Here is a 13,079-nt window from a genome sequence, read left to right on the forward strand (position 1 = left end):
TCTGGGGTATAGTTCCGGTACGCCACGCGGAGCGCCCCCAACATGCTCCACTCTCTGGCACCACCAAAGGAATTTTCAGTGACTCGAAGAAGAGGAATGTCCCTTGCCGGGCAGTACCTTGTGCTGCAGTTGCTGATTGTCCTGGCCGTTTTGGTGGCGGTGGTGGCCATCTCCCTGGCACAGTCTGCCGCGGCTTTTGAACGAACCGAGGGCCGCCGGGCACTGTCCGCTGCCGAGGCCCTGGGCAACAACCCCACCGTGAGGGCTTTGCTCCCTACTGCCGAACCACGCGGAGGTTCGGCGCTCCCGGCCGTCGCTGAATCCGTCAGGACGGTCTCTGGTTCAGCCCACGTGGCCCTCGCCAAACTGGACGGCACCGTCATCACGGCCTCGGACCCTGGCTTGATCGGCCGGCCCTTGCCCTTGGGCGAGAGCAGGGTGATGGAGAGGCGGGCCTGGACCGGGGTCCTCCACGGCAACACCGGGGCCGTTCTCTCTGCCCATGTGCCGGTGATCGACGATTCCGGGGAAATGATCGGGATTGCCTCCATCAGCCGCAACTACCCCTCCACCCTGGAAAGGCTCGGCGACGCTGTCCCCAATCTCCTGACCTACCTTGGCGTGGCCAGTGTCCTCGGTGTGGCTGGCTCTCTTCTGCTGTCCCGACGCGTCAAACGGCAGACCCTCGGCATGGAGCCACGGGAAATCACGGGACTGGTGGAAAACCGGGAAGCCATGCTGCAAGGCCTGAAGGAAGGCGTGGTGGCGCTGGATCCGCACGAACGGATTACCGTGGCGAACCAGAGCGCCCGCCAACTGCTTGGATTACCCGATGATTGCGTGGGCAAGAAGCTCCGTTCCCTTCCTGTGGATCCGGCGTTGAAAGTGGTGCTGACCCGTGAGCAGTCGGACCCCGACCAGTTGGTGCTGGTGGGGGAACGGCTGGTGGTGATGAACCGCGTGGCCCTCCGTTCGCATGGGCGCGACATTGGATCGGTGACTACCCTGAGGGACCGCACCGAGTTGTCGTCCCTTGAGAGCGAACTCGGCGCCACCCGCACGGTCACGGACACCCTCCGGGCGCAGGCCCACGAGTTCGCCAACCAGCTCCACGTCATCTCCGGCCTGATCCAGATCGGCGAGTACGATTCCGTGGTGCAGTTCGTCAACGGCGCCACCGTGGAACGCACCCGGCTCAACGATGACGTGACCCGCCGGATTGAGGACCCGGCGCTCGCCGCCCTGTTGATCGCGAAGGCCAGCCTGGCCACGGAGCGCGGCGTGGAGCTGAAGCTGGATCCGCAGTCCGCGCTTCCGCGCGTCAAGGACGAACTTTCGCGGGACATCACCACCGTGGTGGGCAACCTGGTGGATAACGCGTTCGACGCCGTCACTGGCCTTCCCGGGGCATCGGTCAGTGTGCTGGTGGTGGACTCGCCAGACGACGTGGTGGTGACTGTCCAGGACAACGGACCCGGAGTGCCTTCCGGTTCTGCCGAGAACATCTTCCAGCAGGGGTACTCCACCAAGGAGCCGGGGCCAGGTGATGCGAGGGGTTTCGGTCTGGCTTTGTCGCGGGTTATCTGCCGGCGCAGCGGCGGCGACCTGACCGTGGCAAACGATTCCGGCGCGGTGTTCACCGCGCGATTCAGCAAGCACGATCCTGGTGCGAGTAAAGGAGCGATACGACCGTGATCAAGGTCCTGATTGTCGATGACGACTTCATGGTGGCCAAAGTTCATGCCGGATTCATCCAGCGGAGTCCCGGCTTTGGGGTGGTGGGCGTAGCTCATACAGGTGCCCAGGCGTTGGCGGAAACTGAGCGGCTGCAGCCCGATCTTGTCCTTTTGGATATCCATCTTCCGGACATCAACGGATTGGACCTGATGCATCAGCTGCGCGACGTCGCCCCGGACCTGGACGTGTTGGTGATCAGTGCTGCCCGCGAGGTGGAGACGGTGCGCAAAGCCCTTCGCGGCGGGATTGTCCATTACCTGATCAAGCCGTTCTCCCAGTCCGATCTCCAGGAACGGCTGGAGCACTATCTCAGTGCCTACCAGGGGTTGGATGCCTCGAAACGCCAGGCCGAGCAGTCCGACGTCAACAGGGTTTTCGGGCTCAGTGTGTCCGAGCGTTCGCTGCCCAAAGGATGCAGTGTGGAGACGCTGGAGCTCGTTGAGTCCGCTTTGAAATCGGCGCCGGGTGACCTATCCGCAGCGGAGGTTGCCGAGCAGTTGGGCACGTCCCGGGTCAGTGCCCGCCGCTACCTTGAGTACCTCCATGACGAAGGTGCGCTGGACGTGAGACTCAAGTACGGCGTCGGGCGTCCTGAGAGGCGGTACGTGCTGAAGGGGCGGTGATCGCGCGGGCCAGACCCAGCTCCGTTTTGACTTCATCCCAAGGAACAGCGGTTGCGCCGGACTCTGTCATTTCGGCACGTGCAGCGTTTGCCGCGCGGAGGTCGTCGAGGTCTTCCGCATCGATCAGGGCTGGCATCCGAACACTGGTTGAAAGGGTTGATTGCTGCGCGGGCGTGAAGGTTCTTGTGGCCTGAGTCATCGAAATTCCTTTCTGTTCCTTAGTGCGCGCCGACAGACGATCATGACGGCGCCTCTAGGTACGGAGTTGGTAGCATGCTTCCGTGGCGATTAATCTGAGTGTCCCCGAAGACCCGGATCGCCGACTGGAAACGTTGGCCGCGGAGGAACACACGTCCAAATCTGCCCTTTCGTTGCAGCGGGCAGAACTGGTGCTGCGGCGACATGCGCGTCGACGCGAAATCAGTGAAGGCCTCGATTTCGTGATGAGCCACGATGCTGAGCTGCTGACTCGGCTCGAGGACGCGTGACAGCATAGCTCGATATTGAAGACGCCCTTCAGGTGGTTGATCGCTACGGCTTCCATGTCCGCGACGTTTGTCTGTTGGCCTCCGCGCTGACGGGAACAAGAGGACTGCGTGGGCACCATTGAACTGCGGGATTCATTGGCCGACATCACTCGGCAATTGGTGCCGCGCCCTTAAACCCCCACCGTCTTCAGGTAGTTCCGGATCCCGTCCACCACCAACTGATGGTCCTCATCAGAGCTCAGACCGGACACCGTCACAGCCCCGATCACCCCTGCACCGCGCACACGGAGAGGGAAGGAACCACCCGCCAACGTGTAGTCCTCGTGCGCCAGCCAGCCGCCGCCGACTGGACTGTGACCGCGGGCAGCAAATTCCTCGGAGAGCAACGCAGTACTGTGTTCAAAACGCAGCACAGAAGCGGATTTACGGCGGATCCACTCTTCCTGGTCGGACGTAGCGCCGGGCAGGACGCAGCGGAAGAGCACGATGTTGTGGCGGCGGATGTCGATCGCTACCCCGAACCCGGAAGCGATGGCGTGGTTGGCGATCAGGGAACCGAGCCGCCAGGCATCGTGGTGGTCGAAGCTCGCGAAAACCAGCTCTTCCTCCTGCTGCCGGAGTTCGTTGAGCCGCGGTGAATCAGTCATTGTCGTCTCCCTCCCCGACAGCGTCAGCTTCGTAGCGGAGCCCGATCTGCCGCCGGATTTCGTCCATGGCTGCCATGATGGCCACGCTCTCGCCCGGGGGCAAGATCGTTCCGGCAGCGGAACCCTCCCTGACCAGGCGTTCAACTTCGGCAGCCTGGTACTGCATTCCGCGGCCGTCCACCGGCTGGTCGTACCGCTCCACGACGCTGCCATCCACGGCGTGAACCGTGAACGGAACGGGGTTGTACCAAGTGTGCTCGACGTCGATCCACCCCTCGGTGCCGATGACCAACGCGCGGTTGGCGCTGGCTGCGTCAAGTTCGCAGTCCACCAAAGCCTGCGCACCGCCGTCGTAATCGAAGATCGCCGCCGTTTGGCGGTCAACTCCGGTAGCAGTCATCGACGCGCTGGCGCGGATGGCAGACGGTGCGCCCAGGATGTCGAACGCGAAGGAGATGGGGTAGATGCCCAGGTCCAGCAGCGCACCGCCTCCCAGCGCGGGATCGTTGAGGCGATGGGCGGGATCCTTGGGCAGGCTCTGGTTGTGGCTGGCGATGACTTTCCGGACCTCGCCAACGGTCCCGGCGGCGATGATCTCGCGGATCCGGACCATGTGGGGAAGGAAGCGCGTCCACATGGCCTCCAGCGCGACGAGCCCCTTGGACGCAGCGAGCTGAACGATTTCCTGTGCTTCGCGGGCGTTCATGGTGAACGACTTCTCCACCAGAACGTGCTTGCCCGCGTTCAGTGCCAGCAGGGCGTTGGCATGGTGCATGGGGTGCGGCGTGGCGATGTAGACCACGTCCACCAAGGGGTCAGCCACCAGGTCTTCATAGCTGCCGTGCGCGGTGGCTACCGCATGCTCTTCCGCGAAGGCCCGGCTGGTATCCAGCGACCGCGAACCGACGGCCTGCACGGTGAAGCCGTTGTCCTTCAAGTCCTGCGTTTGAAGTCCGGCGATGAATCCGGTGCCGAGGATCCCCCAGCGGATGGTGCCGTCGGAAGTGCCATTGCTAAGCGTCACGTGGTTGGTCCTTTGCTGGGTCAGTAAGCGGGTACGCCACAAACGCAAAGCACGCGGAATCCGGCGACCAGCTGTTGACGTTGAGGGTACCTTGACCACCGGAAAGTGGCCACGTCCTGAGCGGGGCGGCCCAGTTTTCGGTCGAAACAAGCACGACGTCGACAGGCAAGTCAGCGGGGTGGCCTACCGTGCCGCGGGGGAACCGGAGGTAGCTGGCATAGCGGCCATCCGGGGAAAGATGCGGGAACCAGTCAACGGATTCGGACTGGAGCAGCTGCTCGAAGCCGCTGCCGTCCGGGCGCACACGGGCGAGTTGTGCGTGGCCTTTGGCCGTGCCGAAGGATTCGGTGTTCAGGTACAGCCATGCACCGTCAGCCGAGTACTCCGGCCCGTCGCAGTGTCCCGGGCCGACGTCGATGCCGGCGGCAGCACCGCCGTCGGACGCCATGACCATGAGGCGACCTGGCTGCGAAAAGTCGCCTGCTTCGATGCCCACGTAGGCAAGTTCCGTGCCGTCCGGGCTCACGCCGTGGAGGAAGTGGAAGCAGCCGTCGTCCTTGGTGATGCGCTCAGCTCTGCCGCCCGCCAAGGGGGCACGGTAGATGTGGCCGTCGTTGGCGGAGAGGAAGATGCCTTCGCCGTCGGGAGCCAGGACGTGGTCATTGTTGAGGTCGGGGAGGCCCGCGAGGGGAATCTCGGAGAGCTGCGCGGAGTCCACGTCCAGCTTCCAGAGCTTCCCGTCTCCGTTCAGGATCAGGGACTGACCGTCACGGGTCCAGTTGGCGGCTTCGAGGAGGATATCCCCGGTGCTGTAAAGGAGTTCGCTGCGGCTGGAGACCGACGCGATCCGCACCTCGCAACGCTGGCCTGGTTGAAGTGTGCGGATCACGCTTGGCTCCTTGCCGCATGTGATGGGAGTTTTTGTACAGATAACGCCCTAAAGAAGGCTTCTAAAGGGCGTTATCTGTACAAAAACTCCGGAGGGGGAGGGGAGGGGTTAGTCCTGGCTGAAGGCGGCGTCGAAGCTGGTTTGCGACGCCGGGAAGTCGAACTTCTTCAGCGCGGCCAGGGCTTCGGGGGCGCCGTGGAGGCGGTCCATGCCGGCGTCTTCCCACTCGATGCTGATGGGGCCGTCGTAGCCGATCGCGGTGAGGGCGCGGAAGGAGGATTCCCACGGCACGTCGCCCCGTCCGGCGGAGACGAAGTCCCAGCCACGGCGTGGATCGCCCCAGGGCAGGTGCGAGCCCATGACGGTGTTCCGGCCGGTCGGGCGGAGCTTGGTGTCCTTGCAGTCGACGTGGTAAATCCGGTCCTTGAAGTCCCAGATGAAGGAAACGGGATCGATGCCCTGCCACATGAAGTGGGACGGGTCCCAGTTCAGGCCGAACGCTTCACGGTGCCCGATGGCTTCGAGGGTCCGGACGGTGGTCCAGTAGTCGTAGGCGATCTCGGATGGGTGGACTTCGTGGGCAAACTTCACGCCGCATTCGTCGAAGACGTCCAGGATGGGGTTCCAGCGGTCGGCGAAGTCCTGGTATCCGGCCTCGATGACCTTCTCGGGGACGGGCGGGAACATGGCCACGTACTGCCAGATGGAGGAGCCGGTGAATCCGACCACGGTGTCCACGCCGAGCGCCTTGGCGAGGCGGGCGGTGTGCTTCATTTCCTCGGCGGCGCGTTGGCGGACGCCTTCGGGTTCCCCGTCGCCCCACACACGCGAGCCGACGATGGCCTCGTGGCGGAAGTCGATGGGGTCATCGCAGACGGCCTGGCCCTTGAGGTGGTTGGAGATCGCCCAGACTTTGAGGTTGTACTTCTCCAGCAGTTCGAGCTTGGATTCGACGTAGCCGGGTTCGTCCCAGCGCCAGGCGTCCAGGTGGTCTCCGGAGACGGCGATTTCCAGGCCGTCGTAGCCCCAGCCCGAGGCAAGCTTGGCGACTTCCTCAAGGGGGAGGTCGGCCCACTGGCCGGTGAACAGGGTGTACGGGCGGGGCATGGTCAGGCTCCTTCGGTAGGGGTGTTGATTGGTTTGGGGGACAGCTGGATCAGTGAGCTTTTGGCGGCCGCTGACTCTTCGACGGCGGCCAGGATGTGCTGGACGTTCAGGCCCTCCTCGAACGACGGCGACGGCTGGCTTCCGTCGCGGATGGCGGTCAGGAAGTCCCGGATCTGGTGCGTGAAGGTGTGTTCCCAGCCGATGATGTGCCCTTGCGGCCACCATGCTTCAAGGTACGGGTGCTCAGGCTCATTGACCAGGATCCGCCGGAAGCCCTGCTCCCGGACAGGGACTGTCGCATCAAGGAATCCGAGTTCGTTCAACGCCTCGAGGTCGAAAAGGATAGTGCCCTTGTCGCCGTAGATTTCGAGGGTGAGGGAGTTCTTCCGGCCAGTGGCCACACGGCTGACTTCCACCGAGGCGATTGCCCCGGAGGCGAGGGTCAGCGTGGCCCAGGCGGCGTCGTCGACCGTTACTTCTTCCAGTCCTGCCTCTCCGGGGCGGTGGTCGACGAAGGTCTGCAGGCGGCCGGAGACTTCCGTGACGGCATCGCCCAGCAGATAAAGGACCTGGTCGATGGCGTGCGAAGCGATGTCGCCGAGAGCGCCCGAGCCGGCGGTTTCCTTTCGCAGCCGCCAGGTCATGGGGGATTCGGCGTCGGAGAGCCAGTCCTGCAGGTAGGCGGCCCGGATATGGCGGACAGTGCCGAGGCGGCCCTCCGCGATCAACTCGCGGGCCAGGGCGAGGGCGGGGACGCGGCGGTAATTGAAGCCGATCATGGATTGAACGCCACGTTTGCGGGCTTTGGCAGCGGCGGCGGTCATGAGTTCGGCTTCGCCCAGCGTGTTGGCCAGCGGCTTCTCCACCAGCACATGCTTGCCGGCCTCAAGGGCGGCGATGGCTATCTCGGCGTGCATCCAGCCCGGCGCGCAGATATCGATGATGTCGATGTCGTCGCGCTCGATGACTTCACGCCAGTCGGTAGCCGATTCGGCCCAACCGTACTTGGCTGCGGCCTCCGCCACCTGGGTGGCGTCCCGGCCCACGAGCACTTTCTGCTCGAAGGCCGGGACGTCGAAGAAACTGGCCACATTCCGCCACGCATTCGAGTGGGCCTTCCCCATGAAGGCATAGCCGATGGCGGCCACGCCGAGGGGGCGGTCGGTGCTGTCCTTCGACAGTGCGGGCGTCTGCGCCGTGTTCATTGTGATGCTCCTAAATAGGGGTCCGGGACGGTGCCCGAAGACGGGGTGGTCTGCGGCTACTTGACGGCGCCGGCCGAAAGACCGGCCACAAGGTGCCGCTGGACCAGGATGAATCCGATGAGGACCGGCAAACTGACCACCACGGAGGCGGCCATGAGCTGGTTCCAGAACACATCCGATTCGCTGGCGTAAGCCTTCAAGCCCAAGGACAGGGTCTTGGTCGATTCATTGGTGAGGACCGAGGCAAACAGCACCTCACCCCACGCCGAGATGAATGAGTAGACCGCCACCGCGATGATGCCCGGCTTGGCAACCGGGAGGATGACGCGGAAGAGTGCGCCCATGCGTCCGGTGCCGTCAATCATGGAAGCTTCCTCCAACTCCTTGGGAATCGAAGCGAAGTAACCGCTCAGCATCCAGATGGCGAAAGGCAACGTGAACGTCATGTACGTGATGATCAGGCCGAGGTAGGAACCCTGAAGCTGAAGGCCGGTGATGTTCCGGATCTGGGTGAAGATCAGGTAGAGCGGCAGCAGGAACAGGATGCCCGGGAACATCTGGGTGGACAGGACAGTCAGGCTGAATATGCGCTTGCCCTTGAACGGCAACCTTGCGATCGCGTAGGCGGCCAGGACAGCGACGGTTACGGAGCACGCCGTGGCAGCAATGGTGATGATGAGGCTGTTCTGGAAGTACTTCGCCAGCGGAACCGTGGTCCAGATATCAAAATACGGCGCCAAGGTGATCTCGCGCGGAATCCACTGGAACAGCCCGGCGACGTCCTTCAACGGCTTGATCGATGTCGAAACCACCACGAAGAGCGGCACTGCTACCCAGATGGAGAGGATGGTCAGGACCACGTTCCTCAGGATCCGGAAGTTGCGGGTCTCAATCATTGTCGGCTCCCTTTGGCAGCACCATGCGGATGTAGAAGACAGAAGCGATAAAGAGTGCGATCAGCAGGAGAACGCTCATGGCTCCGCCGAGGCCGAAGTTCCAGCTGCCAAACGAGTTTTGGTAGATCAGGGGCGAGATGAGAGTGGCTTCCTTGGGGGAAGTTGCGCCGAAGAGGACAAACGGAATGTTGAACTGGTTGAACGTCCACAGGGACATCACCATCAACAACACTCCGTTGGCCGGGCGGACCATGGGCAAAGTGATGGTCCGGAACTGCTGCCAGAGGGTGGCGCCATCGATGGCTGCGGCCTCGTAGACGTCGTTCGGAACGTTCTGCAGTGCCGCCATCAGCATGAGGAAAGCGAAGGGCCACAGCTGCCAGACGTTCACTACCACCATGGCTCCGAACGAGTTCTCGCCCAGGAGCCAGAACGGGCGGTGGTCACCGAAGAGATGGAGGGTGTCCACCAGGATCTGGTTTACCGCACCGTCACGCTGGTTGAACATGAAGGCCCAGGCGATGGTTCCGACGTAGGCGGGAAGTGCGTAGGGAACCAGGAAGAAGGTCCGCAGAAGGGCGCGGCCCTTGAAGTTCGAGGAAAGGAAGACAGCACCGGCCATACCGAGTACCCATGAGAAGCCGACCACGAGGATGGTGTAGAGCAGGGTGCGGCCGACTGTGCTGAAGAAGGCCTGCCCGATGGTGCTTTCCGGGTTGAGGCCGTTGATGAAGTTCTGCAAGCCCACGAAAGGGGCGTTGAGCCAGTTCGTGAGGTTGAGCTGGGTCAAGGAGATGAACGCGATCCACACGCCCAGGAGCATGGGGCCGATGTGGATGAGGAGTTCGAGGATGGCGGCCGGGGCGATCAGGCCGTAGGGGAGGAAGGACCGGCGCCGTTTGCGGACCGGCGTCGAAGGGGTGGGCCCGTCGGGCTCAGGATGGGCGGCCGTTGTGCTGCCCGCAGCGGCTTTTCCGCTGTCCAGCGCTGAATGTGACATGGAAACTCCTTTGCCGGGGTGGAGGCGCCACCGTCGGTGACGCCTCCACCCTCAGGGCATGGTTACTGGGCCGCGGCCATCTGGTTATTGGCGTCCTTGAGGGCCGCCTTGATGTCGTCTTCGGAAACAGTTCCGGTTGCTGCCTTGGCAAAGAGGTTCTTGATCGCGGTACCCGTCAGGGTCTCCATCTGTCCTTCTTTGGCGATCAGCGGCATCGGCAGGGAGTGGTTGGACAAGGCTTCGTTCTTGGCCTTGACCTCCTCAGTCTGGAAAGCGGCATCCTTGGAAGCGGCGCTGACCACGGGGAGGGAAGAGTAGGCCTTGTTCAGCGCTACCTGCTCCTCGTCACTTGTCAGGAAAGCAGCGAGCTTGATGGCGTTTGCCTTGTTCTTGCTGTTCTTGAATACGCTCAGGTTGATACCGGCCACGTGGCTCTGGGTGGCGCGGTCGCCCGTTGCATCAGCGGTCATCATCGGGATGGCGGCAACGCCCCAGTCCTTGAAGTCGCGGGCTGCGAAGTTCTTCAGCGGGCTCTGGTCAAACATCATGGCTGCCTTGCCGTTGATGAGGTTGTCCACCTTCTGGCTGCCCTGGCTCAGTTCAGCGTCAGAGGGCGACATCACCTTGTCCACGGCCATCAGGTCAACGAACTGCTTGACGCCCTGGACCTGGGGGTCGCTGTCGAACGTCGGCTTGCCGTCCTTGTCGAAGAGCGTGCCGCCGTTTTGGAGGCCGCGGACGAACGCCTGGTGCGAGTTGGCCGAAACTGAAGCGCCGGCTGCGGTGAAGCCCCACTGGTCAGGCTTGCCGTCGCCGTCGACGTCCTTGGTCAATTTCTTGGCGTCAGCCACGAACTCGTCCCAGGTGACCGGCGGCTTTTCAATGCCGGCTTCCTTGAACATCTTGGTGTTGTAGTACAGGTTGTAGGCCAAGCCATACAGCGGGATCGACGTCGGCGTCTTGCCTTCGGCGCCACCGGTCGACCAGCTGGTCTGCAGGAAGCGGTCCTTGCCGCCGATGGCGTTGAGGAGCTCGCCTTCCACAGGCTCAAACGCTCCCGTTTCCTGCAACGTCACGGCCCAGGTGTTACCGATGTTCAAGACGTCGGGACCGTCCCCACTGGTGACTGCCGTAAGAATACGGTTGTAGAGGTCGGTCCAGCCGATGACTTCCAGCTTGACCTTGACGCCGGTCTTCTCGGTGAAGCGATCGAGGGTGGGCTTCAACTTGGCCGCGGTGTCGTCAAGGCTGTTGCCCTGGTCGGAGGCCCAGTAGGTGATGGTGTCGCTGGAAGCCTGAGGAGTGTCGCCTCCACCGCAGGCGCTCATGCTCAGGGCCAGGGCGGCTGTGGCGGCGAATGCAGAAAGGACTTTTAGCGGGTTCTTCATTATTGCTCCGATTTCTCGTCGTCGAGCTGGGGCTATGTTGATTGGGGCTGGTGTGTGCTGCTGATCAGGCGGAGAGAGTTGCTGCGGTGGGGTCCCAGTCCTCGGGGAGGGCGGGAACCTTGTCAGCGGAGCTTTCGACGTCGACGAAGGCCCGGTTGTCGATCGACTCCGCAATGGAGGCCATCGTGTCCAGGACGTGGAAGGCCAACTCGCCCTGTGCACGGTGCGGACGGCCTTCGCGGATGGCGCGGGCCATTTCAAGGACGCCGGCGCCCCGGCTCGCGGTTGAGCCCACGGACGGAACGGTGGTCCAATCGTCGGAACCCAGCTTGCAGATCCTGATGTCGCCGTCGAACATGTTGGGATCCGGAAGCGCGATGGTGGCGTCCGTTCCCGTGATCTCGACAAATCCTGCCCGCTTGAGCGGGGAATCGAAGCTGAAGATGCTCTGCGCGGACTCGCCGCCTTCAAACTCCAGGATGGAGCTGACGTGCGTGGGAACGGTGACGTCGAATACTTCGCCGGCCTTGGGGCCTGAACCGATGGTGCGGGTCTCACGGGACTTCGAACCGAAGGCGGCAACCCGGCGGATGCTGCCGAAGGTCTGGACCAAGGTGGTGAGGTAGTAAGGGCCGATGTCGAACAGTGGACCCGCGCCGTCCTGGAAGAGGAAGGCGGGGTTGGGGTGCCACGACTCCGGGCCGGGGGACTGCATGAGCGTCAGGGCGGTCAGCGGGGTGCCGATGTCGCCGCGCTCGATCATGCGGCGGGCAGTCTGGAGGCCGGCGCCCAGGAAGGTGTCCGGCGCGCAACCCAGGCGCACACCCGCAGCATCAGCCACCTTGAGCAGGCCAAGTCCGCTTTCGCGGTCCAGGGAGAAGGGCTTTTCACTCCAGACGTGCTTTCCGGCGTTGACCGCTTGGGTAGCTACTTCAACGTGGGCGGCCGGGATGGTCAGGTTGACGACGATTTCGACATCGGGATCAGACAGGACGGTGTCGACCCCACCGTGCTTCCCGATTCCGTACTCTGCGGCGCGCGCGGCTGCCGCTTCTTCGAACAGATCGCCAATGGCAACTACCTTGACGTCCGGGAAGCTGGTGAGGTTGTCCAGGTACTGCTTGCTGATGACGCCGGCGCCGATGATACCGACTCCGACCGGGCCGGAGCCCACGGGGCCGAAGGATGCTCCTGTTGCGTGGCTCATGCGTTGACCTTTCCAGCGCTGAGGTAGTTGTAGCTGTCACGGACGGCTTCGAACATGTCGCCGTCGAAGTCGTCAAGCTCGACGACGCCGGCCTCAAGCGAACCTGCCGCTTCAAGAACCTCCCAGATGGGCATCTTGCCGTCGCCGACAGCCAACTGCTGGGACGGATCCGAGGTGACGGGGCCGTCCTTGATGTGGATGAACTTCACCCGGTCACCGAGGCGTGCGAGGAGTTCGGCCGGGTTCTGGCCACCAACGGCTGCCCAGTAGGTGTCGAGCTCCAGGACCACCCCAGGAGCCAGGTGGTCGGCGAGGTGCTCAATGGCGGTTTTCCCGTCGATGACCGACTCAACTTCCCACCAGTGGTTGTGGTAGCCGACGCGGACTCCGTACTCCGCACCCTTGGCGGCGGCGGCGTTGAGCTGGCTGGCGGTTTCCTTGATGTCTTCGATGGTGTTCCAGCGGTCGATGGGAACGTGGGGGTCGATGACCGTGCCAATGCCCAACTGCTGCGCGGCAGCGAAGATTGCGTCTTGGTCGTCGCTCAGCAACGGAGCGTGGCCGGAGGGAGCGGTGAGGTTGTTCTCTGCCAATGCCTGCTTCAGCTCAGCGGCCTTGGCGACAAAGCGGTACGGCTCCACCATCGTGAAACCAATTTCTGCCAATCGCTGGATGGTTCCAGCAAGATCCTCTTCCAAGGCCTTTCGGACCGTGTAGAGCTGGATCGAATATGACACTGTCTCTCCTCGTCATTGTGGGTGAGTGCGGATCGGCCGGGGTGATAACCACCATCTGCGGTCGTGATGTGCTGCTCATCACAACCTAGGGTGACTTTTGTCGGCGGTCAAGCAAAAGTTGAAATATGGCC

Annotated in this window: 13 protein-coding genes; 3 read left to right on the plus strand and 10 right to left on the minus strand. The window is 63.0% G+C overall.

The features are described 5' to 3' along the window. Nucleotides 1-96 precede the first annotated feature (96 nt). The 3 genes from ACFUOZ_RS09270 to ACFUOZ_RS09280 all read left to right on the plus strand — a co-directional run bounded on the left by ACFUOZ_RS09270 (nucleotide 97) and on the right by ACFUOZ_RS09280 (nucleotide 2,848). Entirely contained in the window at nucleotides 97-1,695 is a 1,599-nt protein-coding gene (locus tag ACFUOZ_RS09270; protein WP_377547403.1) for an ATP-binding protein, read from the plus strand. Beyond that, nucleotides 1,692-2,360, plus strand: coding sequence for a response regulator (locus tag ACFUOZ_RS09275; protein ID WP_377547101.1), 669 nt, complete (start codon nucleotides 1,692-1,694; stop codon nucleotides 2,358-2,360). Before ACFUOZ_RS09270 ends, ACFUOZ_RS09275 begins: the two co-directional genes overlap by 4 nt. Nucleotides 2,361-2,641: 281 nt before the next feature. Continuing rightward, nucleotides 2,642-2,848, plus strand: coding sequence for a hypothetical protein (locus ACFUOZ_RS09280; RefSeq protein ID WP_377547103.1), 207 nt, complete (start codon nucleotides 2,642-2,644; stop codon nucleotides 2,846-2,848). A 170-nt stretch (nucleotides 2,849-3,018) separates the two neighbouring features. Here ACFUOZ_RS09280 and ACFUOZ_RS09285 read toward each other — a convergent pair whose 3' ends face one another. The 10 genes from ACFUOZ_RS09285 to ACFUOZ_RS09330 form a co-directional block, all read right to left on the minus strand. After that, entirely contained in the window at nucleotides 3,019-3,495 is a 477-nt protein-coding gene (locus ACFUOZ_RS09285; protein ID WP_377547106.1) for a heme-degrading domain-containing protein, read from the minus strand. Further along, on the minus strand, nucleotides 3,488-4,519 hold the full coding sequence (locus ACFUOZ_RS09290; protein WP_377547109.1) for a Gfo/Idh/MocA family protein: 1,032 nt from the start codon (nucleotides 4,517-4,519) through the stop codon (nucleotides 3,488-3,490). The genes ACFUOZ_RS09285 and ACFUOZ_RS09290 overlap by 8 nt, the downstream gene beginning before the upstream one ends. Then, nucleotides 4,509-5,408: a TolB family protein gene (locus tag ACFUOZ_RS09295; RefSeq protein WP_377547112.1), complete on the minus strand. Its 900-nt coding sequence runs from the start codon at nucleotides 5,406-5,408 to the stop codon at nucleotides 4,509-4,511. The genes ACFUOZ_RS09290 and ACFUOZ_RS09295 overlap by 11 nt, the downstream gene beginning before the upstream one ends. A gap of 108 nt (nucleotides 5,409-5,516) precedes the next feature. Further along, entirely contained in the window at nucleotides 5,517-6,515 is a 999-nt protein-coding gene (locus tag ACFUOZ_RS09300) for a sugar phosphate isomerase/epimerase family protein (protein ID WP_377547114.1), read from the minus strand. A gap of 2 nt (nucleotides 6,516-6,517) precedes the next feature. After that, complete coding sequence (locus tag ACFUOZ_RS09305; protein ID WP_377547117.1) at nucleotides 6,518-7,720, minus strand: Gfo/Idh/MocA family protein; 1,203 nt, start codon at nucleotides 7,718-7,720, stop codon at nucleotides 6,518-6,520. 56 nt (nucleotides 7,721-7,776) lie between these two features. Continuing rightward, entirely contained in the window at nucleotides 7,777-8,616 is an 840-nt protein-coding gene (locus tag ACFUOZ_RS09310; protein WP_377547119.1) for a carbohydrate ABC transporter permease, read from the minus strand. Further along, complete coding sequence (locus ACFUOZ_RS09315) at nucleotides 8,609-9,616, minus strand: carbohydrate ABC transporter permease (RefSeq protein ID WP_377547121.1); 1,008 nt, start codon at nucleotides 9,614-9,616, stop codon at nucleotides 8,609-8,611. Before ACFUOZ_RS09315 ends, ACFUOZ_RS09310 begins: the two co-directional genes overlap by 8 nt. Nucleotides 9,617-9,678: 62 nt before the next feature. After that, nucleotides 9,679-11,004 carry an ABC transporter substrate-binding protein gene (locus ACFUOZ_RS09320; protein ID WP_377547124.1) on the minus strand — a complete coding sequence of 442 codons (1,326 nt, stop codon included), beginning with the start codon at nucleotides 11,002-11,004 and terminating at the stop codon, nucleotides 9,679-9,681. 64 nt (nucleotides 11,005-11,068) lie between these two features. Next, complete coding sequence (locus tag ACFUOZ_RS09325; protein ID WP_377547127.1) at nucleotides 11,069-12,211, minus strand: Gfo/Idh/MocA family protein; 1,143 nt, start codon at nucleotides 12,209-12,211, stop codon at nucleotides 11,069-11,071. Beyond that, nucleotides 12,208-12,948 carry a sugar phosphate isomerase/epimerase family protein gene (locus ACFUOZ_RS09330; RefSeq protein ID WP_377547129.1) on the minus strand — a complete coding sequence of 247 codons (741 nt, stop codon included), beginning with the start codon at nucleotides 12,946-12,948 and terminating at the stop codon, nucleotides 12,208-12,210. Before ACFUOZ_RS09330 ends, ACFUOZ_RS09325 begins: the two co-directional genes overlap by 4 nt. Nucleotides 12,949-13,079: the final 131 nt, after the last annotated feature.

This window comes from Paenarthrobacter sp. NPDC057355 (assembly GCF_042667405.1).
Classification (GTDB): Bacteria; Actinomycetota; Actinomycetes; order Actinomycetales; family Micrococcaceae; genus Arthrobacter.